Origin of the sequence: Lysobacter panacisoli, assembly GCF_009765165.1 — a bacterium.
Lineage (GTDB): Bacteria > Pseudomonadota > Gammaproteobacteria > Xanthomonadales > Xanthomonadaceae > Lysobacter_J > Lysobacter_J panacisoli.
This window is the reverse complement of the sequence record NZ_VLNU01000001.1, coordinates 2,080,162-2,102,201: the sequence shown is the minus strand read 5'-3', so window position 1 is coordinate 2,102,201 and position 22,040 is coordinate 2,080,162. Positions and strand designations below refer to the sequence as shown.

Annotated in this window: 19 protein-coding genes; 4 read left to right on the top strand and 15 right to left on the bottom strand. The window is 68.7% G+C overall.

Features of this window, described 5'->3' with window-relative positions; genetic code table 11:
* Positions 1 to 100: 100 nt before the first annotated feature.
* The 4 genes from FOF45_RS09885 (at position 101) to FOF45_RS09870 (ending at position 3,877) form a co-directional block, all read left to right on the top strand.
* Positions 101 to 967, top strand: coding sequence for an MBL fold metallo-hydrolase (locus FOF45_RS09885; protein ID WP_158984387.1), 867 nt, complete (start codon positions 101 to 103; stop codon positions 965 to 967).
* 6 nt (positions 968 to 973) lie between these two features.
* On the top strand, positions 974 to 1,399 hold the full coding sequence (locus FOF45_RS09880; RefSeq protein ID WP_158984385.1) for a YeeE/YedE family protein: 426 nt from the start codon (positions 974 to 976) through the stop codon (positions 1,397 to 1,399).
* Positions 1,396 to 1,815, top strand: a complete 420-nt coding sequence (locus FOF45_RS09875; protein ID WP_158984383.1) for a YeeE/YedE family protein — start codon at positions 1,396 to 1,398, stop codon at positions 1,813 to 1,815. The genes FOF45_RS09880 and FOF45_RS09875 overlap by 4 nt, the downstream gene beginning before the upstream one ends.
* Before the next feature lie 124 nt (positions 1,816 to 1,939).
* On the top strand, positions 1,940 to 3,877 hold the full coding sequence (locus tag FOF45_RS09870; RefSeq protein ID WP_158984381.1) for an acetyl-CoA hydrolase/transferase C-terminal domain-containing protein: 1,938 nt from the start codon (positions 1,940 to 1,942) through the stop codon (positions 3,875 to 3,877).
* On the opposite strand, the gene FOF45_RS09865 is transcribed toward FOF45_RS09870, so the two are convergent.
* The 15 genes from FOF45_RS09865 to FOF45_RS09795 all read right to left on the bottom strand — a co-directional run bounded on the left by FOF45_RS09865 (position 3,849) and on the right by FOF45_RS09795 (position 21,938).
* Entirely contained in the window at positions 3,849 to 4,580 is a 732-nt protein-coding gene (locus tag FOF45_RS09865) for a GAP family protein (RefSeq protein ID WP_158984379.1), read from the bottom strand. The genes FOF45_RS09870 and FOF45_RS09865 overlap by 29 nt on opposite strands.
* A gap of 144 nt (positions 4,581 to 4,724) precedes the next feature.
* Positions 4,725 to 6,710: a transketolase gene (gene tkt / locus FOF45_RS09860; RefSeq protein ID WP_158984377.1), complete on the bottom strand. Its 1,986-nt coding sequence runs from the start codon at positions 6,708 to 6,710 to the stop codon at positions 4,725 to 4,727.
* Between the two features lie 156 nt (positions 6,711 to 6,866).
* The gene (locus FOF45_RS09855) at positions 6,867 to 8,183 is read right to left on the bottom strand and encodes a dicarboxylate/amino acid:cation symporter (protein WP_158984375.1); all 1,317 of its coding nucleotides are present in this window, start codon (positions 8,181 to 8,183) and stop codon (positions 6,867 to 6,869) included.
* A gap of 108 nt (positions 8,184 to 8,291) precedes the next feature.
* On the bottom strand, positions 8,292 to 9,644 hold the full coding sequence (locus FOF45_RS09850; protein WP_158984373.1) for a dicarboxylate/amino acid:cation symporter: 1,353 nt from the start codon (positions 9,642 to 9,644) through the stop codon (positions 8,292 to 8,294).
* Positions 9,645 to 9,694: 50 nt separating this feature from the next.
* Entirely contained in the window at positions 9,695 to 11,407 is a 1,713-nt protein-coding gene (locus FOF45_RS09845) for a BatD family protein (RefSeq protein ID WP_233264117.1), read from the bottom strand.
* A complete protein-coding gene (locus FOF45_RS09840; protein ID WP_158984371.1) occupies positions 11,404 to 13,116 on the bottom strand; it encodes a VWA domain-containing protein in 1,713 nt (570 codons plus the stop codon). Before FOF45_RS09840 ends, FOF45_RS09845 begins: the two co-directional genes overlap by 4 nt.
* The gene (locus FOF45_RS09835; protein WP_158984369.1) at positions 13,113 to 14,132 is read right to left on the bottom strand and encodes a vWA domain-containing protein; all 1,020 of its coding nucleotides are present in this window, start codon (positions 14,130 to 14,132) and stop codon (positions 13,113 to 13,115) included. Before FOF45_RS09835 ends, FOF45_RS09840 begins: the two co-directional genes overlap by 4 nt.
* Complete coding sequence (locus tag FOF45_RS09830; RefSeq protein WP_158984367.1) at positions 14,132 to 14,626, bottom strand: DUF4381 family protein; 495 nt, start codon at positions 14,624 to 14,626, stop codon at positions 14,132 to 14,134. Before FOF45_RS09830 ends, FOF45_RS09835 begins: the two co-directional genes overlap by 1 nt.
* On the bottom strand, positions 14,626 to 15,564 hold the full coding sequence (locus FOF45_RS09825; RefSeq protein WP_158984365.1) for a DUF58 domain-containing protein: 939 nt from the start codon (positions 15,562 to 15,564) through the stop codon (positions 14,626 to 14,628). Before FOF45_RS09825 ends, FOF45_RS09830 begins: the two co-directional genes overlap by 1 nt.
* Positions 15,565 to 15,608: 44 nt before the next feature.
* Positions 15,609 to 16,658 carry an AAA family ATPase gene (locus FOF45_RS09820; RefSeq protein ID WP_425481911.1) on the bottom strand — a complete coding sequence of 350 codons (1,050 nt, stop codon included), beginning with the start codon at positions 16,656 to 16,658 and terminating at the stop codon, positions 15,609 to 15,611.
* A 198-nt stretch (positions 16,659 to 16,856) separates the two neighbouring features.
* Complete coding sequence (locus tag FOF45_RS09815; protein ID WP_425481954.1) at positions 16,857 to 18,701, bottom strand: type IV pilus secretin PilQ; 1,845 nt, start codon at positions 18,699 to 18,701, stop codon at positions 16,857 to 16,859.
* 121 nt (positions 18,702 to 18,822) lie between these two features.
* On the bottom strand, positions 18,823 to 19,374 hold the full coding sequence (locus FOF45_RS09810; RefSeq protein ID WP_158984359.1) for a pilus assembly protein PilP: 552 nt from the start codon (positions 19,372 to 19,374) through the stop codon (positions 18,823 to 18,825).
* Position 19,375: 1 nt separating this feature from the next.
* On the bottom strand, positions 19,376 to 20,104 hold the full coding sequence (locus FOF45_RS09805) for a type IV pilus inner membrane component PilO (protein ID WP_158984357.1): 729 nt from the start codon (positions 20,102 to 20,104) through the stop codon (positions 19,376 to 19,378).
* Positions 20,101 to 20,880 carry a PilN domain-containing protein gene (locus FOF45_RS09800; protein WP_158984355.1) on the bottom strand — a complete coding sequence of 260 codons (780 nt, stop codon included), beginning with the start codon at positions 20,878 to 20,880 and terminating at the stop codon, positions 20,101 to 20,103. Before FOF45_RS09800 ends, FOF45_RS09805 begins: the two co-directional genes overlap by 4 nt.
* Complete coding sequence (locus FOF45_RS09795; RefSeq protein ID WP_158984353.1) at positions 20,880 to 21,938, bottom strand: pilus assembly protein PilM; 1,059 nt, start codon at positions 21,936 to 21,938, stop codon at positions 20,880 to 20,882. The genes FOF45_RS09800 and FOF45_RS09795 overlap by 1 nt, the downstream gene beginning before the upstream one ends.
* Between the last annotated feature and the right edge of the window lie 102 nt (positions 21,939 to 22,040).

Here is a 22,040-nt window from a genome sequence, read left to right as displayed (position 1 = left end):
CAAGGTGTGTCCGCGGGTCGGGCCGGGATGGGTCGCCGCCATTTTATTCGACAACGCTAAATTAGCAATGTCTAATATGTAAAACCCGACGGAGGCCGCCATGCAACCCGAGGTCCATCCCTTCTTCCACGCCGACAGCAACACCTGGAGCTACGTCGTGCGCGATCCTGCGGGCAACGCCGCGGCGGTGATCGACCCGGTGCTCGACTTCGATGCGAAGTCCGCGCGTACGTCCACGCGCTCAGCGCAGGCGCTGGTCGACTTCGTCCGCGAGCACGGCCTCGATGTGCACTGGATCATCGAAACACACGCGCATGCCGACCACCTCAGCGCGGGCCACTGGCTCAAGTCGCAATGGCCGCGCGCCACGCTCGCGATCGGCGAAGGCATCCGCGAGGTGCAGAAGGCGTTCGTGCCGATCTTCAACCTCGGCGAACACTTTCCCGTCGATGGCTCGCAGTTCGATCGACTGTTCGCCGACGGCGACACGTTCCGCGTCGGTGCGATCGAAGCGCGCGTGATCGCCGTGCCCGGCCACACCAGCGACAGCTGTGCGTATGCCGTCGGCGATGCGCTCTTCACCGGCGATTCGCTGTTCATGCCCGACAGCGGCACCGCGCGCTGCGATTTCCCCGGCGGCAGCGCGCGCACGCTGTACCGCTCGATCCACCGCCTGTTCGGACTGCTGCCCGACGCAACGCGTGTGTTCGTCTGCCACGACTACGGCCCGAACGGGCGTGCCGTCGCCTGCGAGACCACGCTCGGCGCGCAGAAGCGCGAGAACATCCATGTGCGCGATGGCGTTGGCGAGGACGACTACGTCGCGCTGCGCGAAGCGCGCGATGCGACGCTGGCGATGCCCGCACTGATCCTGCCCGCCGTGCAGACCAACATCCGCGCCGGTGCGCTGCCTGCGCCGGAGGACAACGGCGTGCGCTACCTGAAACTTCCCATCGATCGACTGTAACCACCCATGCCTACCGGATTCACTCCCGTTTCCGCACTGATCGGCGGCGCGCTGATCGGCCTCGCCGCGACGTGGCTGCTCGCCACGATCGGCCGCATCGCCGGTATCAGCGGCATCCTCAACCGCGCCGTCGATACGCGCGAGGAGCGCGGCTGGCGACTGGCCTTCCTGATCGCGATGATCGTCGCCGCAGGTGCGTGGTTCGCGCTGTGGGGCGCATCGCCGCGCAGCGGCTTTCCGTGGCTCGCATTGACCATCGCCGGCGTACTGGTCGGCGCGGGAACGCGACTGGGCAACGGCTGCACCAGCGGACACGGCATCTGCGGACTCGCGCGCCTTTCGCGGCGCTCGTTGTGGGCGGTGCTGGTGTTCATGGGCGCGGGGATCGTCACCGTGTACGTGGTGCGCCACATCGCCGGTGGCTTCGCATGAACCGGATCGTGCACGGCGCCATCGCGGGCGCGCTGTTCGGCCTTGGCCTCGCCATCTCGGGCATGACCACGCCCGACAAGGTGCTCAACTTCCTCGACATCGCCGGATCGTGGGATCCCTCGCTCGCGCTGGTGATGGGCGCGGCACTGGTAGTGTCGATTCCCGGCTTCGCGTGGTTGCGACGACGCGGCCGCACGCTTGGCGGCGATGCCCTGCCCTCGCCGCCGTCTGACGCAATCGACTTTCGCCTGTTGCTCGGCAGCGCGCTGTTCGGCATCGGCTGGGGATTGGCGGGCTATTGCCCCGGTCCCGCGCTCGCCAGCCTCGCGCACGGCTGGTCGGAAGCGGTTGTATTCGTCGTGGCGATGCTGGCAGGCTCGCAGCTCGTCCGCATCGTCAATCGGGGTCGTCGATGAGTGCGGCGTCGTCCGGCGCGCTGGATCCGCCAGATTGAATCGATCCAGGTCGTCGACCTGAAGGAAACGCACTAGAGCAGGTTCGGATACGGTCGAGCCCGCCGCCAGCGTCTATCCTTGCCGAATGAACGCGCGCCCCGCCCCCGTCCTGCTCGATTCCCTCGACGCCGCCGTCGACCTGCTGCTGTCGCGCATCCGCGGCCCGCTGCATGTCGGCGCGCCGCTCGGCCTGGGCAAGCCGCACCGGCTGCTCAATGCGCTGTACGCGCGCGTCGAGAACGATCCGTCGAAGCCGCTGCATCTCTACACCGCGTTGTCGCTGGATCCGCCGGGCGGCGGCAAGGGACTGGAAGGACGCTTCGTCAAGCCGTTCGCGGAGCGGCACTTCGGCAAGGACTTCCCGCGCCTGGCCTACGTGCAGGCGCTCAAGCGCAACGCCTTGCCGGCGCACATCGAGATCGAAGAGTTCTACCTGCAGTCGGGCGCGATGCTCGACTCGATCCCGGTACAGCGCCGCTATGCCAGTCTCAACTACACGCACGTCGCGCGCGCTCTGGCCGACCGCGGGGTCAACGCCATCGTGCAGCGCGTCGCGCGTTCGCCCGACGGCCGACGTTTGTCGTTGTCGTGCAACACCGACCTCACGTTCGACACCGTCGATGCGCTCACCGAGCGCGGACTGCCGCGTCCGCTGCTGATCGCCGAAATCGATCCGGAACTGCCCTGGCTCGACGGCAGCGCCGCGGTGGACGCGGAGTACTTCGACGCGATCGTGACGCCGCCGGGCCCTCACCCGAAACTGTTCGGTCTGCCGCGACAGCCGGTCAACGACATCGACTACGCGATCGGCTTCCACGCCAGCACGCTGGTCGTCGACGGTGGTACGTTCCAGGTCGGCATCGGCGCGCTCGCGGACGCGTTGTGCCATGCGCTGGCACTGCGCCACACGGACAACGCCAGTTACCGCGCGGTGCTGCGCGCACTCGGCTCGGCATCGGCGGACGATCCGGCGCTGGCGCCGTTCGCGCAGGGGCTGTACGGCTGCAGCGAGATGATCAACGAAGGCTTCCGCCGGCTGGTGGAGGTGGGCGTGCTGCGCCGCCGTGTCGTCGACGACGTGTCGGCGATGCGCCGCATCAACGCCGGTGCCGCCAGCGCGCACGACCTGGCCATGCTGGAGGAACAGGGCGAGTTCCTGCACGGCGCCTTCTATCTCGGCTCGCCCGAGTTCTACGAATGGCTGCGCAACCTCGCACCGGACGTGCGCCGCGGCATCGGCATGAAGCGCGTCGGCGAAGTGAACGAACTCTACGGCGGCGACGAGGCACTGGAACGACTGCAACGTCGCGACGCACGTTTCTTCAACACCTGCATGATGGCGACCGCGCTCGGCGCGGCGGTGTCGGATGCGCTCGAGGACGGTCGCGTCGTATCCGGCGTCGGCGGGCAGTACAACTTCGTGGCGATGGCGCACGCATTGCCCGACGCACGTTCCGTTCTTCTCCTGCGCGCGAGTCGCGAGGCGCGCGGCCAGGTGACGTCGAACGTGGTGTGGAACTACGGCCACACCACCATCCCGCGGCACCTGCGCGACACCTACATCAGCGAGTACGGAATCGCCGACATCCGCGGCCGCAGCGACGAGGACTGCGTGATCGGCATGGCGGCCATCGCCGATGCGCGTTTCCAGCAGGCGCTGCTCGACAGCGCGAAGCGCTCGGGCAAGCTGCGGGCGGATTTCGCCCTGCCCGCGCGCGCGGCGCGCAATACGCCTGAAGTCCTGGCGAAGGCGCTGGCACCGTTCCGCCGCAATGGTGCACTGCCCGACTATCCGCTCGGCAGCGATTTCACGCCGGTGGAGCAGCGACTGGTCAAGGCGCTGTCGTGGTTGAAGGCAAACACCGCGACGCGCGGCGCCAAGCTGCGCACCGTCCTGCGCGCATTCGGCTCGCATCCGCTCGACAGCGAGGCGCTGCAGCGCATGGACCTCGCATCGCCGCAGGGATTCGGCGAACGGCTGGAGGCGCGGCTGCTCAGTCTTGCGCTGGCGGAGACGACGTAGCCGGCGCGACAATCGACTGCATGGCACGTTCGCGCTCGCCGCGTTCGCCCATGAAGCGTGTGACCGCATCGCCCGCCAGCGCGACGCCAGCCAGTGCCATCACCCACAGCCCCGCCTCACGCGCGCCGGCCTGCAGGCGCACGCGCCAGTGTGCGAACCGGCCCTGCAGGTGTCGTCCGAACATTGCGTTCAGCGCCACCAGCAACAACGGCGGCGCGATGAAGATGAGGTTGTAGACGACGAGCAGCGGCAACCATTGCGCGACGGATAGTTCCGCCGAGGTCATCACCGCGATCGCCGCGAAGTACGGCATCGCCGTCGTCAGTTCCACCACGGTCACGGTGATGCCCAGCAGCAGCATGCCGAGAAGCCCGCCTACGCGCGGCTCGCGATGTTCGTCGGCTGCGGCTTTCGCCTTGGGCGCAAACACGGCGTAACCGAGCAGCGCCAAGCCGATAGCGAGCTGCAACGACAGCACGACGGGATGGTCGAGCGAATCGCCGAAGCGGTGCGCCACTGCGCCCGCACCCAGCATCAGCGCGATGCCGAGCGGGAGATATGCGCTCACGATGCCGGCGATGTACGCGAGCAACCGTGGCGTCGCACCCGGACGCGCGAGCCACCACAGCGCCACCGCGAGCGCCGAGGGATTGATGGCGTCGACCACGGCGAGGCCGAGGACCGGAATCGCAACACTCGTCATGCGGGAACCTGCGCCGGATAAGTCGCCGGCGCAGTGTAGTGGTACGACTCACACCGTGCGCATGTGCCGGTCGTCGCTACGCGGATGCCCAAAACGCACGAAGCGGCCGGAGCCGCTTCGTGGAATCGCCCGATTGACTGGAACTCAGAGCGACTTCGCCGCCTCTACGACCTTCTCGACCGTGAAGCCGAAGTGCGGGAACAGCTTCTCGGCCGGCGCGGATGCACCGAACTCGTCGATGCCGATCACCGCGCCGTCCAGGCCGACGTACTTGCGCCAGAACGCGCCGACGCCGGCTTCGATGGCGACACGCTTGCGGCAGGCCTTCGGCAGCACGGATTCGCGGTACGCGGCGTCCTGGCGGTCGAACACGTCGGTCGACGGCATCGACACCACGCGCACCTTGTCGCCCAGCTGCGCGGCGGCCTGCGTGGCCAGTCCGACTTCGGAACCGGTCGCGATCAGGATGATCTCCGGCGCGCCGACGGAATCCTTCAGCACGTAACCGCCACGCGCGATGTCGGCGACCTGCTGCGCGGTGCGCGGCTGGTGCATGAGGTTCTGGCGCGAGAAGATCAGGCAGCTCGGGCCGTCGTTACGCACGATCGCGGCCTTCCAGCATGCGGCGGACTCGACCGCATCGCACGGACGCCACACGTCGTTGTCCGGGATGTAGCGCAGCGAAGCGAGGTGCTCGATCGGCTGGTGGGTCGGACCGTCCTCGCCCAGGCCGATGGAGTCGTGCGTGTACACGTGGATCGCGTGCGCGCCCATCAGCGCGCTCATGCGCACGGCGTTGCGCGCGTAGTCGCTGAACACCAGGAACGTGGCGTCGTACGGGATGAAGCACTCGTGCAGGCCCATGCCGTTGCTGATCGCGGTCATCGCGAATTCGCGCACGCCGTAATAGACGTAGTTGGCGTTGGGATCCTTCGTCGCGACCGACTTGCTGCCCTTCCACAGGGTCAGGTTGGAATGCGCGAGGTCGGCCGAGCCGCCGATGAGTTCCGGCAGCAGCGGCGCGAAGGTCTCGATCGCCATCTGCGAAGCCTTGCGCGACGCGATCGTCGGGCCTTCGGCCTGCAACTTGGCGATGTACGCGTCGGCAGCCGCGACGAAGCCTTCCGGCAGGTCGCCGCGTGCACGGCGCAGCAGTTCGGCGGCCAGCTCCGGATGCTGCTTCGAGTACGCATCGAACAGTCGGTCCCACTCGCCTTCCTCGGCCTGGTGATCGCGCTTGCGCCAGCCGTCGTAGATGTCCTGCGGGATCTCGAAGTCGCCGTACTTCCAGCCCAGCGCTTCGCGGGTCGCGACGATCTCTTCCTTGCCCAGCGGTGCACCGTGCGAGGATTCCTTGCCGGCCTTGCCCGGCGAACCGAAACCGATCGTGGTGCGGCAGCAGATCAGGGTCGGCTTGTCGGTGGACTTCAGCGCGGTCTCGATGGCGGTCTTGATCTCCACCGCGTCCTGACCGTTGACGTTGCGCACCACGTTCCAGCCATAGGCCTCGAAACGCTTGGGCGTGTCGTCGGTGAACCAGCCGTCGGTGTTGCCGTCGATGGAAATCTTGTTGTCGTCCCAGAACGCGACGAGCTTGTGCAGGCCCCAGGTGCCGGCCAGCGACGCCGCCTCGTGCGAGATGCCTTCCATCAGGCAGCCGTCGCCCATGAACACCCAGGTGCGGTTGTCGATCAGGTCGAAGCCGGGCCGGTTGAAGCGCTGCGCCAGCAGCTTCTCCGCGAGCGCCATGCCGACCGAGTTGGCGAAGCCCTGGCCGAGCGGACCGGTGGTGGTCTCGATGCCCGGCGTCATGAAGTTCTCCGGATGGCCCGGGGTCTTCGAGTTGAGCTGGCGGAAGTTCTTCAGCTCTTCGATCGGCAGGTCGTAACCGGCCAGGTGCAGCAGGGCGTACTGCAGCATCGAACCGTGGCCGTTCGACAGCACGAAGCGGTCGCGGTTGAGCCACAGCGGGTTCTTCGGGTTGTGGCGCAGGTAGTCGTTCCAGAGCACCTCGGCGATGTCGGCCATGCCCATCGGCATGCCCGGGTGGCCGGAGTTGGCGGCCTGTACGGCGTCGATGGCGAGGAATCGGATGGCGTTGGCGAGGTCGCGGCGGCTGGGCGTCGTCATGGCGTCGGGAGGCGGTCTTCGGCTGCGGGGAGGGTGCCGCGCGAGGGGCCGGGCGACGGACACGTCGGGCCGAGCGGCCAGCCATTCTCCCACCCGGACGCCGCGCTGTCGCCCCATTGGAGGCACGGGACTGCGGTTTCCCGCCCACGGCGGGGCTCAGGCCTCCTCCAGGCCCGAGGGGCCGTCGGGTTCGCCGCGCGAGACCACGGTGGCAAGCATCAGGTCGCCGGTGACGTTGAGGGTGGTCCGGCACATGTCGAGGAAGCGGTCCACACCGAGGATCAGGCCGATCCCCTCCGGCGGCACGCCCACCATCCCGCAAATCAGCGCGACCACCGGCAGCGAGCCGGCCGGGACGCCGGCGGTGCCCACGCCGCCGAGTATGCATACGAACATCACCGTGACCTGCTGCGCCAGGGTCAGCTCGACCCCAAAGAACTGCGCGAGGAACAGCACCGTCACGCCTTCGAACAGCGCGGTGCCGTTCTGGTTGGCGGTGGCCCCGACCGTCAGCACGAAGCGCGAGATGCGGCGCGGCAGGCCGAGTTTCTCGTCGGCCACGCGCAAGGCGGTCGGCAGGGTCGCGTTGGACGAGGCAGTGGAGAAGGCCATCACCATCGCCTCCTGCACGCCGCGGAAGAACTTCGCCGGCGAATAGCCGCCCGCCAGCTTCAGCACCAGCGAGTACACCACGAACATGTGCAGCGCGAGCGCCAGCACCACCACGCCCACGTAGGCGCCGAGGCTGCGCAGCAGCTCCCAGCCGAACAGCGCGGCCAGGTTGAACATGAAGCAGAACACCGCGTACGGCGCGAGCCGGATCACCAGCCCGATCAGCGTCATCGACACCTCGAACAGGCCCTCGATGCCGCGCAGCAGGATCTCCGTGGACTTGCTGCGCGTGAGCACGAGCCCGATGCCGAGCATCAGCGCGAAGAACATCACCGCCAGGATGGTGTTCTCGGCCGCGGCCCTGACCACGTTGTCGGGGACGATCGACACCAGCATCTCCAGCCCCTTGGGCTGGCTGCCGGTGCTGCTGACGATGGCGCTGGCGCGCTCGGAGCCTTCATCGAGCAGTTGCTGCGCGCGCGCCGGATCGATGCCCGCGCCGGGCTTGAGCCAGTTCACCAGCAGCAGGCCCAGCACCACCGCGATGCCCGACACGACCACCGTGTAGCCCAGCGTGCGCCAGCCGATGCGACCGAGCGAGCGCACGTCTCCCATCTCCGCCACGCCGATCACCAGCGCCGAGAACAGCAGCGGGATCACCAGCATGAAGATCAGGCGCAGGAACAGGTTGCCCGCGGGCTGCGTGACGTTCTGGGTGAACCACAGCACGCCGGGCGACGATGCGCCGACGACGTAATGCGCGATCAGGCCCAGCAGCAAACCGACGGTGAAGCCGATCGCCATCTTCCAGTGCAGCGGCAAGCGGCGCTTGCCGTCGTCGGGTTGTCGTTCGGCCGCCATCCGGGCCCTCCACGCGGGGGGACTCCGGATGATGCAGAAACGCGCGTGGAGGGCGTCTTCATCCCCTCCCGGGGGCACCGGCATCGACGTGCCGGTGGTGTGCGCGCGTCAGCCTGCGGCTTCGGGCGCGGGCTCGGCCGGCAGGATATCGGCCTCGGTTTCGGCGACGTCGCCGCTGCGGTGCGCGACCACGACCGCCGTCGCCAGGTCGCCGGTGACGTTGAGCGAGGTGCGGCACATGTCGAGGAAACGGTCGACGCCGAGGATGATGCCCACGCCCTCGGCCGGGATGCCGAGCACGGCGCAGATCATCGCGATCACCGGCAGCGAACCGGCCGGCACGCCGGCGGTGCCGATACCGCCGAGCAGGCACAGGCCCAGTACCATCACCTGGTGCATCAGGGTCAGCTCCACGCCGAACGCCTGCGCCAGGAACAGCACGGTGATGCCTTCGAACAGCGCGGTGCCGTGGTGGTTGGCCGAAGCGCCGACGGTCAGCACGAAGCGCGAAACCTTGCGCGGCAGCTTGAGGTTCTGCTCGGCCACGCGCAGCGTGACCGGCAGCGTGCCGGTCGAGGACGCGGTCGCAAACGCGGTCAGCAGCGCTTCCTGGCTGCCACGGAAGAACGCGCGCGGGCTCATGCCGCCCATGAACTTCACCCACAGCGGCAGCACGATGAACATGTGCACCGCGATCGCCAGCACCACGGTGAAGGCGAACTTGCCCAGCACCAGCAGCAGCTCCCAGCCGAACTGCGCGCACAGCGCGAACATCAGGCACGCCACCGCGTACGGCGCGAGCTTGATGATCATGCCGATCAGGCGCATGCAGATCTCGAACAGGCCCTGGATCGCGTTCTTGAACGCCTGCGTGTGCGGGCTGGGCGTCATCACCAGGCCGATGCCGATCATCAGCGCGAAGAACATCACGCCGAGCTTCTGCTTGTCGTCCACCGCCGCGGCGAGCACGTTCTTCGGGACGATGCCGAGCAGCATCTTCATGAAGTCGAGCTGCTGGCCGGTGGCCGCGATCTCGCCGGCCTTCTGCGCGCCCTGCGCCATCGCCTGGTCGAGCATGCCGCGATCCAGTCCGTGACCGGGCCCGATCAGGTTGACCATCAACAGGCCGATCGCGACCGCGATCAGCGTCACCACGGCGGTATAGATCAGCGTGCGCCAGCCGAGCCGGCCGAGGCTGGCGACGTCGCCGAGTTCGGCCACGCCCAGCACCAGCGCGGAGAACATCAGCGGCAACACCAGCATGAACAGCAGTGCGAGGAACACCTGTCCGACCGGCTGCGCGACGTAGCCCACCAGGCCCAGCACCAGCGGCGAGCCCGGCGCGATGAAGTGCGCCAGCAGGCCCAGGGTCGCGCCCAGGACGAAGCCCAGCATCACCTTGATGTGGAGGGGCATCCCCTTCGTCGGCATCTTGGCTTCGGGCAGGCTGATGTGGCTCATGCGGTTCTCTCGGGCAAATCAGCCGGCGAGATTACACCAGCCCGCCCCCCTCAGCCCCGCTTTTCCGGCCGTGCGCGTGGGTACAGTGGCGGCAATGGCGGCGTCGCCTCGGCCGCCACGGCCCGCCAGCGTGGTCCGCCGGCAAAGGCGCGGCGCAGCAGCTCGCGGGCGGCCACCGCATTGCCGCCGCCCCAGCGGGCGCGCTGCAGGGCATCGATGGCCTCGCGCTGGGTCGCGTCGTCGAGCCGGCCGCGCAGGGCATCCAGGTCGCGGACCGGCGGACGCGCCATCGCGCACAGGGCGTCGGCAACGTCGCCGAAGTCGCCACGATCGATCAACCGCTTGAGGTCCGTGCCCGCAGCAGGCGGCGCGTCCGACGGCAACGGCTCGGCACGAACCGCTCCGGCACGCGTGTCACCGCGGTGCAGTCCCCAGACCAGGGTGAACAGCCACAGCGCGGCGAACAGCAGCGCGGCGAGTATCCAGATGCGATTGGCGCCACCGAAATCGATGACCGACTGCGCGGGCGCGGCGTTTCCGACGATCGACGTCGAGGCGGATGGCACCGGCGTCGGCGCTGTCGCGGTGGCCGCGCCGCCCGCCGGCGCGGGGAGTACGTTCCAGTTCAACTGAGGCAGGCTTGCGGTGCGCTCGGCGCCGGCCCGCACGTCCCACCACGTCATTTCCATCCCACCCAGGCGCGCGCTACCGGCCCGCGCCGGCACGACCGAGAAGCGACGGGTGAGCTTCACCCGCGGACGGCCATCGACGAAGCGCTCGTCGGCCTGCACCGGTTCGGCGAAGACCTGCGCGCCGTCGATGGTCGGCAGTTGCAGCTCGGGCATCTGCGCGGCGGTGGCGCCGTCGGCGACGGCCTCGACCACCAGCGTCGCGGCGGTACCGGCGCGCAGTTCCTGCGGCGTGGACTGGTAGCGCAGTTGCAGGTTCTGCAGCGGCAGCCAGGGCTGCGGCGCGTTCGGCGGCACCGGTCGCACCTGCAGCGAGCGCGGCGCGGCGTCGGCGGCAAGCGCGCCGCCGCGGTTGCCGAGCAGATCGTCGAAGAATCCGCCCGCACCGCGGCCTTCGAAATGCGCGGGCGGAATGACCAGCGGACCGCTTCGTTCCGGAACCAGCAGGAAGCGACGTTCGACCACGCTGTAGCGGCGACCGCCGAGGTCGCGCTGGTACTGCGCATCGTCGCCGACGCGCTGCAGCGACGCGCCGTCAGGCGGCGCCTGGTCGAGCTGCCCCGACACCAGCGGCGTCGCCGAATACAACCGCACCACCCAGCCGACCGACTGCTGCACGTAGGGATCGTCGTCGTCGGCTTCGCTCTCGATGAAGACATCGGCACCGGCGCGCGACGACGACGGCGCGGCGGACGGTGCGACCGTCAGCATGATCGGCTGCGTGCGCTGGCTGCCGACGTACAGCGGCGGCACGGTCACCACGCCGTCGCGTCGCGGCCGCAGCGCGACCGCGTACAGCGTGCGCGCCATGTTGCGCCCGCCACTCCTCACGAACTCGCGCCGGCTGGTGTGGCCACTGAGGAAGAAATCGGTGAGCAGCGGCGCGTAGTCGGGCTCACTGACGGTGGCCGCGGTGGTCTCGATGTTGAGCGTCACCGTCTCGCCCATCGCGATGCGGTCGCGGTCGACCCACGCGCGCACCTGTGCAGGGGCCGCGAGGCTCACCAGCGCCAGCAGCACCAGCGTCATCGCCTGCATCGCGAAGCGTCGCAGCGGGGTCGTCGTCGGGATCATTCTTTGTCCTGCAATTGACGGCGTTCGTGTTCGATGCGCAGTTTCTCGCGCAGCAGTCCACCCGGATCGTCCGGCACGCGGCGCAGCCAGGCTTCGTTGGCGAGGCGACGCTCGCGTTGCTGCGGTGTTTCCTGCACGGGCTCTTCGCCGGGCTTCGGCGCCTTGTCGCCGCGCTGCTGCTCCAGCGCCCGCTGCATGCGTTCGCGTTGCGCACGGTCGGCCTCGCGTTGCGACTGCGCATCGCCGGCCTTGGGCGCCTGCCCGGGCTGTTGCTGCGGCGATTGGGACGACTGTTGTTTCTGCTGCTGCGACGACGGCGACTGTGCACCCTGTCCGCCCTGCGACGGCTTCTGGTCCTTCGGCGATTGCGACTGCCCGCCACCGCCCTTCGGCGACGATTGCTGCTGCCGCTTCATCGCCGCTTCGACCGCGCGCTTGTTGGCGATGGCGTCCTCCATGCCCGGCGCGCGCTTGAGGGCTTCGTCGTAGGCGGCGATCGCCTGCGGATACTCTCCCGCCTTGGCCAGCGCATTGCCTCGGTTGTAATGCGAGTCGGCGCTGTCCACGCGCTCGTAACGTTGCGCCGCATCGGCGAAATCGCCCTTGCGGTACGCGCGATTGCCATCGTCCATCTGTGCATGTTCGACCTGGTCCGCACGACGCCACCAGTCGGCGGCCTGTGCCGGCGGCCAGCCGATGCACAGCAGCAGTACCGCGAGCGCCGCGCGACGACGGAACGCGAACAGCGCCAACAGCATCAGCGGCGGCAGCAGCCAGAAGCCATCGTCCTGCCACGCACGACCGCGCGTCGCATCGCTCTGCTTTGCATCGCCGCTGCCGAGCGTGGTGTCCGGATCGAGTACGTCCAGCGCGCGCAGGTCGCCATCGTCGGTGGCGATGGCGGCATAGCGGCCACCGCCCGCCGACGCGAGCGAGCGCAGCGATGCGGCGTCGAGCCGCGCCTGCCCGAATGTGCCGTCGCCACGCCGATACGACGCTCCGGCGTCCGTTCCCAGACCCATCACGTCCACGCGCGCGCCCTGGCTTCGCGCGGCCGCCGCGGCATCGCGCGCACGGTCGTCGGCGCGATCGGTGAGCAGCAGGATCACGCCGCGATCGAAGCCCGACTGCCTCAGCAGCTTCGCCGACCATTCGATCGCGCGATCCGGACGCTGTCCGTCGACGGGCATCACGTCGGGTTCCAGCGCATCGAGGAACAGCGCGACGTTGGCCGCGTCCTCGGTGAGCGGCGCCACGGTGTAGGCATCATCGGCGAACACGACCAGCGCGACCTGCCCGTCCGCACGTGCGCGCAACAGCGCGTCGATCTTCGCGCGCGCCTGCGCGAGTCGCGACGGCGGCAGGTCGCCGGCCGACGTGGCGCTCGACAGATCGAGCGCGATCACCAGCGGCGTGCGGTCGTGCCACAACGGCTGCTCGCTCTGGCGCCAGCTCGGTCCGGCGAGTGCGATCACGGCAAGCACGTACGCCGCGATGCCAACGCCCCACGCGCGACGCACACGCGCATCGCCGCGTTCGACCAGCAGGTGCGGCAGCAGGTGTGCGTCTACCGATTCGCGCCAGACGCTCGTGCGACGGCGACGCACGCGCGAGAACGCCATCAGCAACGGCAATGCGAGCAGCGCCCATAGCCACTGCGGGCGCAGCAGGTGCAACGCCGCGAGATCGATGCCGGCGGGCAGATTCATGCGCGCCTCCGCTTCGGCCAGGCGAATGCGAGCAGCGCGAATGCCAGCGATGCGGCAAGCGGATACGGATAGCGCTCGATGCGCGGACGCACCGCCTGGCCGGGACGTTCGACCGGTTCGAGCCGGTCGATCTCCGCGTAGATGCCGACCAGCTGCGAGGTGTCGCGTGCGCGGAAGAAGCGCCCGCCGGTGCTGCGCGCGATCTCGCGCAGGGTCGCTTCGTCGATCTCGTCGCCCGCACCCGGCATCGGCAATTGCAGGCCGAACAGCGACAGCGAGCCTTCGCCACCAAAGGCAATGGTGTGGATGCGCACGCCTTCGTTGTGGGCGATCTCCGCGGCCTTCTTCGGCTGCAGCATGCCGGCGGTGTTCACGCCATCGGTCAGCAACACCAGCACGCGCTGCTCCGCGGGCTGTGCGCGCAGGCGCTTGGCCGCGAGCGCGATGGCATCGCCGATCGCGGTCTCCTGCCCGGCCAAGCCGATCACGCTGTCTTCGAGCTGCTGGCGAACCGAGGCGAGATCGTGCGTGAGCGGCGTCAACGCATACGCGCGCCGGCCGAACACGATCAGCCCGACGCGATCGCCACCCCGACGATCGAGGAAGTCGGCGAGCACGGCCTTGGCCGCGGTGAGTCGATCGACCGTGCGTCCGCCCAGATCCATGTCAGGCTCACGCATGCTGCCGGAGAGGTCCAGGGCGAGCATCAGGTCGCGGCCCGCCTGCGGCGGCTGCACTGCCTCACCGAGCTGCTGCGGTCGCGCTGCGGCCACGCACAGCAGGATCCAACCCAGCCATGCCAGCCAACCGACGCGGCCGCCGAACGCAGTGCGCCCGCCCGCGCGCGCGACGCGATCGATGCGCTCACCGAACGGCACGCGCAGCGCCGCGGATGCGTCGTGCCGCACCGGCGGCAACAGCCAGCGCGCGAGCCACGGCAACGGTAGCGCGAGCAGCATCCACGGCCATGCGAACGCATCGCGCGCGACCGCCAACGGCGCGAGCAAGGCGTCCATCACGACGCACCCATCCAGCGCAGGAAGCGCTCGCGTGCGAGTCGACGCAGGGCATCGACGCGTGCCGCATCGACGTCGCGACGGAACGCACCGTCGAGCAGCAGGCGGCCGTCGCCTTCAGAGAACACGCGCACCGGCGTGCGCCCATGCGATCCGCGGCGACGGCGGGCGACAGGTTCGACGTCGTCGAGGAACACCAGCCATTCCTCGCCGTGAAGGCGATCGGCGCGCGGATCGCGTCGGCGTCCGGCGCGACGCAGCAGTTCCGACATCGCCGCGATCTGCGCGGGCGCGGAGGTGGCGGCATCGAGTTCGCCATCGAACCATCGCGCGATCGCCTGCCGGCGTCGGGTTTCGCGCCTGCGCCACCACGCGTATGCAACGACGAGCGCCAGCACGATCGCAATCACCACCCACCAGCCCGGTGCGGGCGGCCACCACGGGGGCGCGGCGGTCTGGTGGATGTCGCGCAGGACGAGGGTCGTCGCGGCCATCACGCCACCAGCGGTGGATTGCGTCCCAGCAGCGGCTGCCAGGATTCGCTCGCCATCGCCGTCGACAGCGCCTGCACGCGCACGCCGCGTGCCGGCAACTGCGCGAGCGCCTGTTCGAGCGGACGCGTGAATTCGTTGCGCCATGCCTGCCGCTGCGCGGCGACCGAGAGGTCTACGTCGACGCGATGGTCCTGTGCCTGGAACGGCAGCGACGACTTCGGCGGCGCGCTTTCCAGCGGATCGGTCAGCAGCAGCACGATCACTTCGTGATGGTGCGCCAGCGCGGGCCAGCGCTGCGCGGGCAGCGCAGCGATGCTCGACGGATCGGCCAGCACGACAAGCCGCGAGCCCGGACGCAGCAGACGCTGCGCGTGGTCCAGCGCGACGGCGAGCCCGGCGTCGTCGCTCGGCGGCTGCGTGTACCAGCGAACCAGCGCATCGAGCACGCGCAGCGCACCGCGTGGGCCCGATGCGGGTGCGATCGGCGCTTCGCTGCGGCTGCCGCGCAATGCGGCGATGCGGTCGCCGTCGCGTACGCCGGCCCACGCCGCGACCGCACCGGCGCGCGCGGCCTGCACCGACTTGAAGCGCACGCGCGTGCCGAAGTACATCGACGGCGCGGTGTCGGCGACGATCAGGCTCAGCCGCTCGCGCTCGGCCTGGAACAACTTGGTGTGCGCGCGTCCGGTGCGCGCGGTGAGGCGCCAGTCGATGTGGCGCGCGTCGTCTCCGGCGACGTACTCGCGCGATTCGGCGTACTCCATGCCGCGACCGCGCAGCGGCGAGAGCGCATGGCCGCTGACGCCGTGGCGCCCACGACGTGCCTGGCCACGGCCGGCGACCGCGGCGCGCAGCGCGAGCAGCTCCTGCAGCGTCGGCACGATGCCTTCGCCGCTGCGGTCGTGTGTCATCGCGGGAACGGGCGGTGGATTGGGCATGTCAGCGACACGTCATCCGAGTGGGGAACGGCTCGACGCTGCGCTCAGGGCAGCGGCACGCGTTGCAGCAGTTCGGCGACGAGGCGCTCGCCATCCCAGCCTTCGGCGGTCGCTTCGTAGCTGGGCAGAATGCGATGGCGCAGGACGTCGGGCGCGACCGCGCGGACGTCGTCGGGCGTGACGAAATCGCGACCGGCCAGCCACGCATGCGCACGTGCGCAACGTTCCAGTGCGATCGACCCGCGCGGACTTGCGCCCCACGCGATGCGTCGCGCCAGTGCGGCGTCGTAGCGTGCGGCATCGCGCGAGGCTAGGACGAGTTCGATCAGGTAGCGCTCCACCGCCGGCGCCACGTGCAACGACAGCACCGCGTCGCGAGCGGCGAAGACGTCCTGCATCGGCATGCGCTGGACGACCGGGGTTTCGGCGCGCATCACCTGGCGGGCGCGATCGCGCGCCAGGCGCAGGATCTCCGCCTCTGCGGCGGCTTCCGGGTAGCCGATGCGCACGTACATCAGGAAGCGGTCGAGCTGGGCCTCGGGCAGTGGGAACGTGCCCTCCTGCTCGATCGGGTTCTGCGTGGCCATCACCAGGAACAGCGACGGCAACGCGTAGGTGGCGCGGCCGACGGTGACCTGCCGTTCGCCCATCGCTTCGAGCAGCGCCGACTGCACCTTCGCCGGCGCGCGGTTGATCTCGTCGGCGAGCAGGATCGGATGGAAGATCGGGCCGGCCTGGAATTCGAAGCGGCCTTCCTGCGGACGCCAGACTTCGGTGCCGGTGAGGTCCGCGGGGAGCAGGTCGGGCGTGAACTGGACGCGGGCGAAATCCGCTTCCAGGCGTGCGGCCAGCGCGCGGATGGCGCTGGTCTTGGCCAGACCCGGCGCGCCCTCCACGAGCAGGTGGCCGTCGGCCAACAGCGCGATCAGCAAGCGATCGATCAGCGCGGCCTGGCCGACGATCTCGGCCGACAGCGCCTCGCGCAGCGCGCGGAAGGCATCGTGCAGGCGGGGCGCATCGTCGCTGCGGCGGTCCATGACGTTCTCGGCGGGGGCTCGGAGCCAGTTTGACCGAAGACAGACGCTCCGGTTCACCACCGGAGCCGACCATTCAGGGTTGAATGAAAAAGGGCCCCGGTGGGGGCCCTTTCTTTGCGGTGCCGTGCGGGCACCGGATCCTGCGTATCTTTCGCGGCCATCCGTGGCGTTGCGCTGCGGGCTCGGATCGCCCTGCCCGGCCATCCTGGCCGGTCGTTCGGCAGGCCACGCGGCAGTGCCGCGTAGCGGCCTGCCTCACCCCCTCTGCTCGACCTTCATCACCTTCGGGGTGACCATGATCAGCAGCTCGGCCTTGTCCTTGCTGCGACCCTTCTTCTTGAACAGGTTGCCCAGGAAGGGGATGTCGCCCAGGAACGGGACCTTGGAGATGTCGCTGCGGTCGCGGAACTCGTACACGCCGCCGACCACGACGGTCTGGCCGTCTTCCACCAGCACCGCGGTGTTGACCTCGCGCTTGGCGATGGTCGGCACCTGGCCGATCGAGGTGTCGACGAAGCCTTCGACCTCGTCCTTCTTCACGTTCATGTTCAGGAACACGCGGCCGTCGTGGGTGATGGTCGGGGTGACCTTCAGCTCCAGCAGCACGTCCTTGAACTGCACGTTCGGGATCGGGATCGTGGTGCTGCCCTGCGACGGCGAGATCGTCACGTAGCCGACTTCCTGGCCCTGGCGGATGACCGCTTCGCGCTGGTTGCTGGTGACGATGCGCGGGTTCGAGATCACTTCGCCGCGACCCTCTTCCTGCATCGCCGACAGTTCGATGTCGAGCGCGTAGCCGGCGTTGAGGATCTGCAGCGCCATCGAGCCGGCCGGGTTGACCACGCCGAGGTTGCTCATCGCGCCCTTGGCCAGTTCGAAGCCAGGGGTGCCGGAGATCGCGTTCTCGACGTACGAATCGCGCGTGAGATCGTTGTTCTCGATGGTGTTGTTGAAGAAGTACTTGCCGTCCTTCGTGCCGGCGATGCCGAAGCGCGCGCCCAGCTCGCGGGCGAACGTGTCCTGCGCGATCACGACGCGGCCCTCGATCAGCACCTGGTCGACCGGACGGTCGATCACGTGGATTAGTTCCTTCATCTGCGACACCTTCTTCGGGATGTCGCTGATCATCAGGGTGTTGGTGCGCTCATCGGCCACCAGGCGACCGCGCGGCGACAGGAAGCCACCGTCGAGGTTCTGGTTGCCGCCACCACCACCGCCGCCAATGCCCTTGGCCTCGGTCAGCGCTTTGAAGATCTGCGCGGCGTTGTGGTAGTTGATCTGCACGTACTCGGTCTGCAGGTCGGTGCGGTTGTCGAGCGCGATGCGCGCGTCTTCCTTGTCCTGCTCGTACTTGGCGATCTCGGCCTGCGGGGCGACCCACACGACGTTGCCGCTGCGGCGCTTGTCCAGGCCCTTGGCCTGCAGGACGATGTCCAGCGCCTGGTCCCACGGCACGTTCATCAGGCGCAGGGTGACGTTGCCGGACACCGTATCGGCGGCGACGACGTTCAGGCTCGACTCCTCAGCGATCAGCTGCAGCACCGTGCGCACCGGGACGTCCTGGAAGTTGAACGTCACCGGACGGCCGCTGTAACCGCGGGTACCGGCCGCCGACGGCTTGCCGGTGGTGGACTGGCCGACCGCGCGGCTCGTCGGGGCAGCGCCGGTGCGCGGCACGATCTCGACGATGTACTCGCGACCGGTCTGGTAAGCGAGCGACTCGAAGTTGCCGCTGGTGTCGAGCACCAACTGCGTGCCGCTGCCGCTGGTGCGCGCGTCGATGCGCTGGACCGGAGTCGCGAAGTCGACGACGTTCAGCGGCTTGCGCAGGCTGGCGGGCAGCGTGGCATTGCCGACGTTGACCACCACGCTGGAACCGTTGTTGCGCAGGTCCGGCGAGGCGCCGTCGCCGCTGAACTTCACGACCAGGCGACCGGAGCCGTCGGCGCCGCGCTTGAAGTCGATGTTGGACACCTCGACGGCGCCCGGCAGCTGCTTGGCCGGATCCGCGTTGGGCGTCGGTGCGACCGCGACCGGCGCGGTCGCCGGAGCGGGTGCTGCCGCGTGGACGGCGCTGATGGCGGCGAGCGCGCCGACCATCAACCCGACGGACCCGCTGCGCAGCAGCAGGGGGCGGTTCGGCCGCGCGCTAGTGGCGTTCGGACATGCCGGCTTGAGGCGTCCCGGATTAAAAACGGTCATCGTGCTATCCCCCAGAATCCTATTGATCTTCCAACGCGACCGTGGCCGGACGTTCCAGCCATCCACCCGCGCCATCCGGCACCAGTTCCACCAGCTCGATGCGATCCTCGGAAACCGAGGTGACGCGGCCATCGCTCTGCCCCATGTAATTCCCCGGCTGCACGCGGTAGGTCACCTTGTCAGGTGCCATCACCAGTGCAACGACGTTGTCGCCGCGGCCGAGCGTACCGACCATGTCGAGGCTGTCGAGCGGGAACTGCTCCAGCGTCTGCTTGCGGCGTGCCGCATCCGGACGCGGACCGTTGCCGCCGCCTTCATCGGTGAAGGCCGTACTGAACGGATCGCGCATCGCGTAGGCGTTGTACTCGAACGTCTCGAACTGCTGCATCACCGGCAGCGGGTCCAGCGGCGGCGCAGGACGCGCCTTCACTTCAGCGACCCACTTCTCCAGGTTCGGCGCTTCGCCCGGCGTGCTGGTGACGCTGCGCGAGCAACCCGCCAGGGCGAGTGCGAGCGCGGCGAATGCCAGGGCACGGAACGGGGCGCCGTCACGAATCAGGATTGCGCGCATCTCAGGCATCCCCCTTCTTGCTGTCGCTCTTCTCGGATGCCTTCTTCTTGCCGCCCTTCTTGCCCTTGCCGGCTTCGGCCTTGGCTGCAGCCTCTTCCTGCTTGGCCACTTCCTCTTCGTCGAGGTAGCGGTAGGTCTTGACCGTACCGGCCAGTTCCAGCGGGCTGTTGGGCGTGATCACGCCTTCGGGGCCCTTGCCGCGCGGCTTCAGCGAGATGTCGTGCATGGTCATGATGACCACGCGCGGCAGCGAGGCGACGCCGCTGACGAAGCCACCGAACTGGTGGTAGCTGCCGACCATGCGCAGCGCGATCGGCTTCTCGGCGTAGAACTCCTTGGGCTGCTCGCCACCGGGCTGGAACAGCTCGTTGGTGATGCCCGTGGCCAGCGCGGTCTGCGAGATGTCGACGATCAGGTCAGGCATTTCGGTCTTGCTGGGCAGCTGGCGCAGCATCTGCTGCAACTGCTGCTCCATCTGCGCGAGCTGCTGCTTCAGCGGTTCGAGGTTGGCGGCCTTGCCCTGTTCCTTCTCGAAGTCGCCGCGCAGCTCGGCTTCCTGGCGTTCCAGGCGCTGAAGCTCTTCGCGCTTGTCGCTGACCAGGAGGTACCAGGCCAGGCCGACGATCACCACCGCGATGATGGCGCAGAAGCCGATCTTGGCCTGCTGCGGCCAGGAACCGATGTTGTTGAAGTCGAGCTCGTTGAGCTTGAACGATTTCTTCTTGCTCATGACGCCGCTCCCTTGGCCGGCGTGGCGGTCGGCGCCGAGGGCGCATTGGCAGGCGTGGCGCCCGGTGCGGCGGGAGCCGCGGCGGGCTGCGTGGCAGCACCGGCCGGAGCCGTGCCCTGGGCAGGCGCGGCAGCGGCATCGGCGGCGCCCGCGGTGGCGGCGGCATCACCGGACTGCGCGATCTGCGCGGCCGGCGCATCCGGCACGCCGTCCTTGTCCTCGTCCTTCGGCGCGTTCGGGTTGGCCAGCTTCACCTGCAGCTTGAACTGGTACGGCAGGCCCTTGTCGACACCCTTCGCCTCGATGATCGACAGGTCAGGATTGGTCATCCAGCCCGAACCCTCGAGGTTGCGCATGTAGGTACTCACGCGCGCGTTCGACTGCGCCCGGCCTTCCAGCGTCAGGGTCTCGTTGTCCTGCTTGATCGAGGTCAGCACCGCACCGTCGGGGATGGTGCGCACCAGCGAGTCGAACAGGTGCACCATCTGCGAGCGGTTGGCCTGGAGTTCCTCGATGACTTCCTTGCGCGCCAGCAGCTTGGACTTCTTCGCCTCGAGCTGGTCGATCTCTTCGTTCCGCTTCTTGACCTCGTCGATCTGCTGCTGGACGTACGCGTTGCGTTCGTTCTGCCCGTCGATCTGGCCGTTGTAGTAGCTCAGGATGATGAACGACAGCAGCACCGCGCCGAACGCCGAGATGGCGAACATCACGGCGAATTCCTTCTGCCGCTGCTTGCGGCGCTCTTCGCGCCACGGGAGGAGGTTGATGCGTGCCATCAGTCGAAGCTCCTCAGGGCGAGGCCGCAGGCGATCATCAGCGCCGGTGCGTCCTGGGCCAATGCATGCGCCTGCACGCGCGGTCCGAGGGTCATGTGTGCGAGCGGGTTGGCGATGGTGGTCGGCACGCCCAGCTGTTCCTCGACCATTTCGGCGATGCCGGCGATGGACGCGCAACCGCCGGCCAGGACGATCTGGTCGACGCGGTTGAACTCACTGCCGGCGTAGAAGAACTGCAGCAGGCGGCTGATCTGCTGGACCATCGCCTCCTTGAAGGGCTCCAGCACCTCGGCCTCGTAGCTTTCCGGCAGTCCGCCCTGGCGCTTGGCCAGGCCGGCTTCCTCGTAGCTCAGGCCGTAGCGGCGCATCACCTCGTCGGTGAGCTGCTTGCCGCCGAACACCTGCTCGCGTGCGTACAGGCTGCGGCCCTGGCGCAGGACGTTGAGCGTGGTCATGGTGGCGCCGGAGTCGACCAGCGCGATCAGGCCGTCGCGCGGGCCGCCGAGCTGGTCGGCCACCAGGGCGAAGGCGTTCTCGAGCGCGAAGGCCTCGACGTCCATCACCTTCGGGGTGAGGCCACCGATCTCCAGCGCGGAGGCGCGCACTTCGACGTTCTCCGAACGCGAGGCGGCCAGCAGGACCTGCAGCATGTCCGGACTGCCCGGCACCGGACCCAGCACCTCGAAGTCATGGCTGACTTCTTCGATGGGGTACGGAACGTAATTGACGGCTTCCAGTTCGACCTGCGATTCCAGGCCGTCATCGTCCAGGTCGCCCGGCATCGGGATGACCTTGGTGATCACGGAGGAACCGGCGACGGCCGCGGCCGCGTGCTTGGCGCGCGTGCCAGACCGCTGCACGGCGCGACGGATCGCCTCGCCCACGGCCTCGACCTCGACGATGTTCTTCTCGACGACGGCGTTCGGCGGCAGCGGTTCGACCGCGTAATGCTCGACCCGGTAGCGGTTGCCGGCCCGGGAGAGCTGCAACAGCTTTACGGCAGTCGAACTGATATCCACGCCGACGAGTGCCGGCTGGCTTTTTGTGACGATCCCCACGGTATTCTCCCCTTGTCACAGGCGCTTACGTGCGCTTCGTGTGACCCCGCTTTAAATAACCAAGTTTGCACAGGCTGGCAACCGTTTCGTGCGGAATTGCCT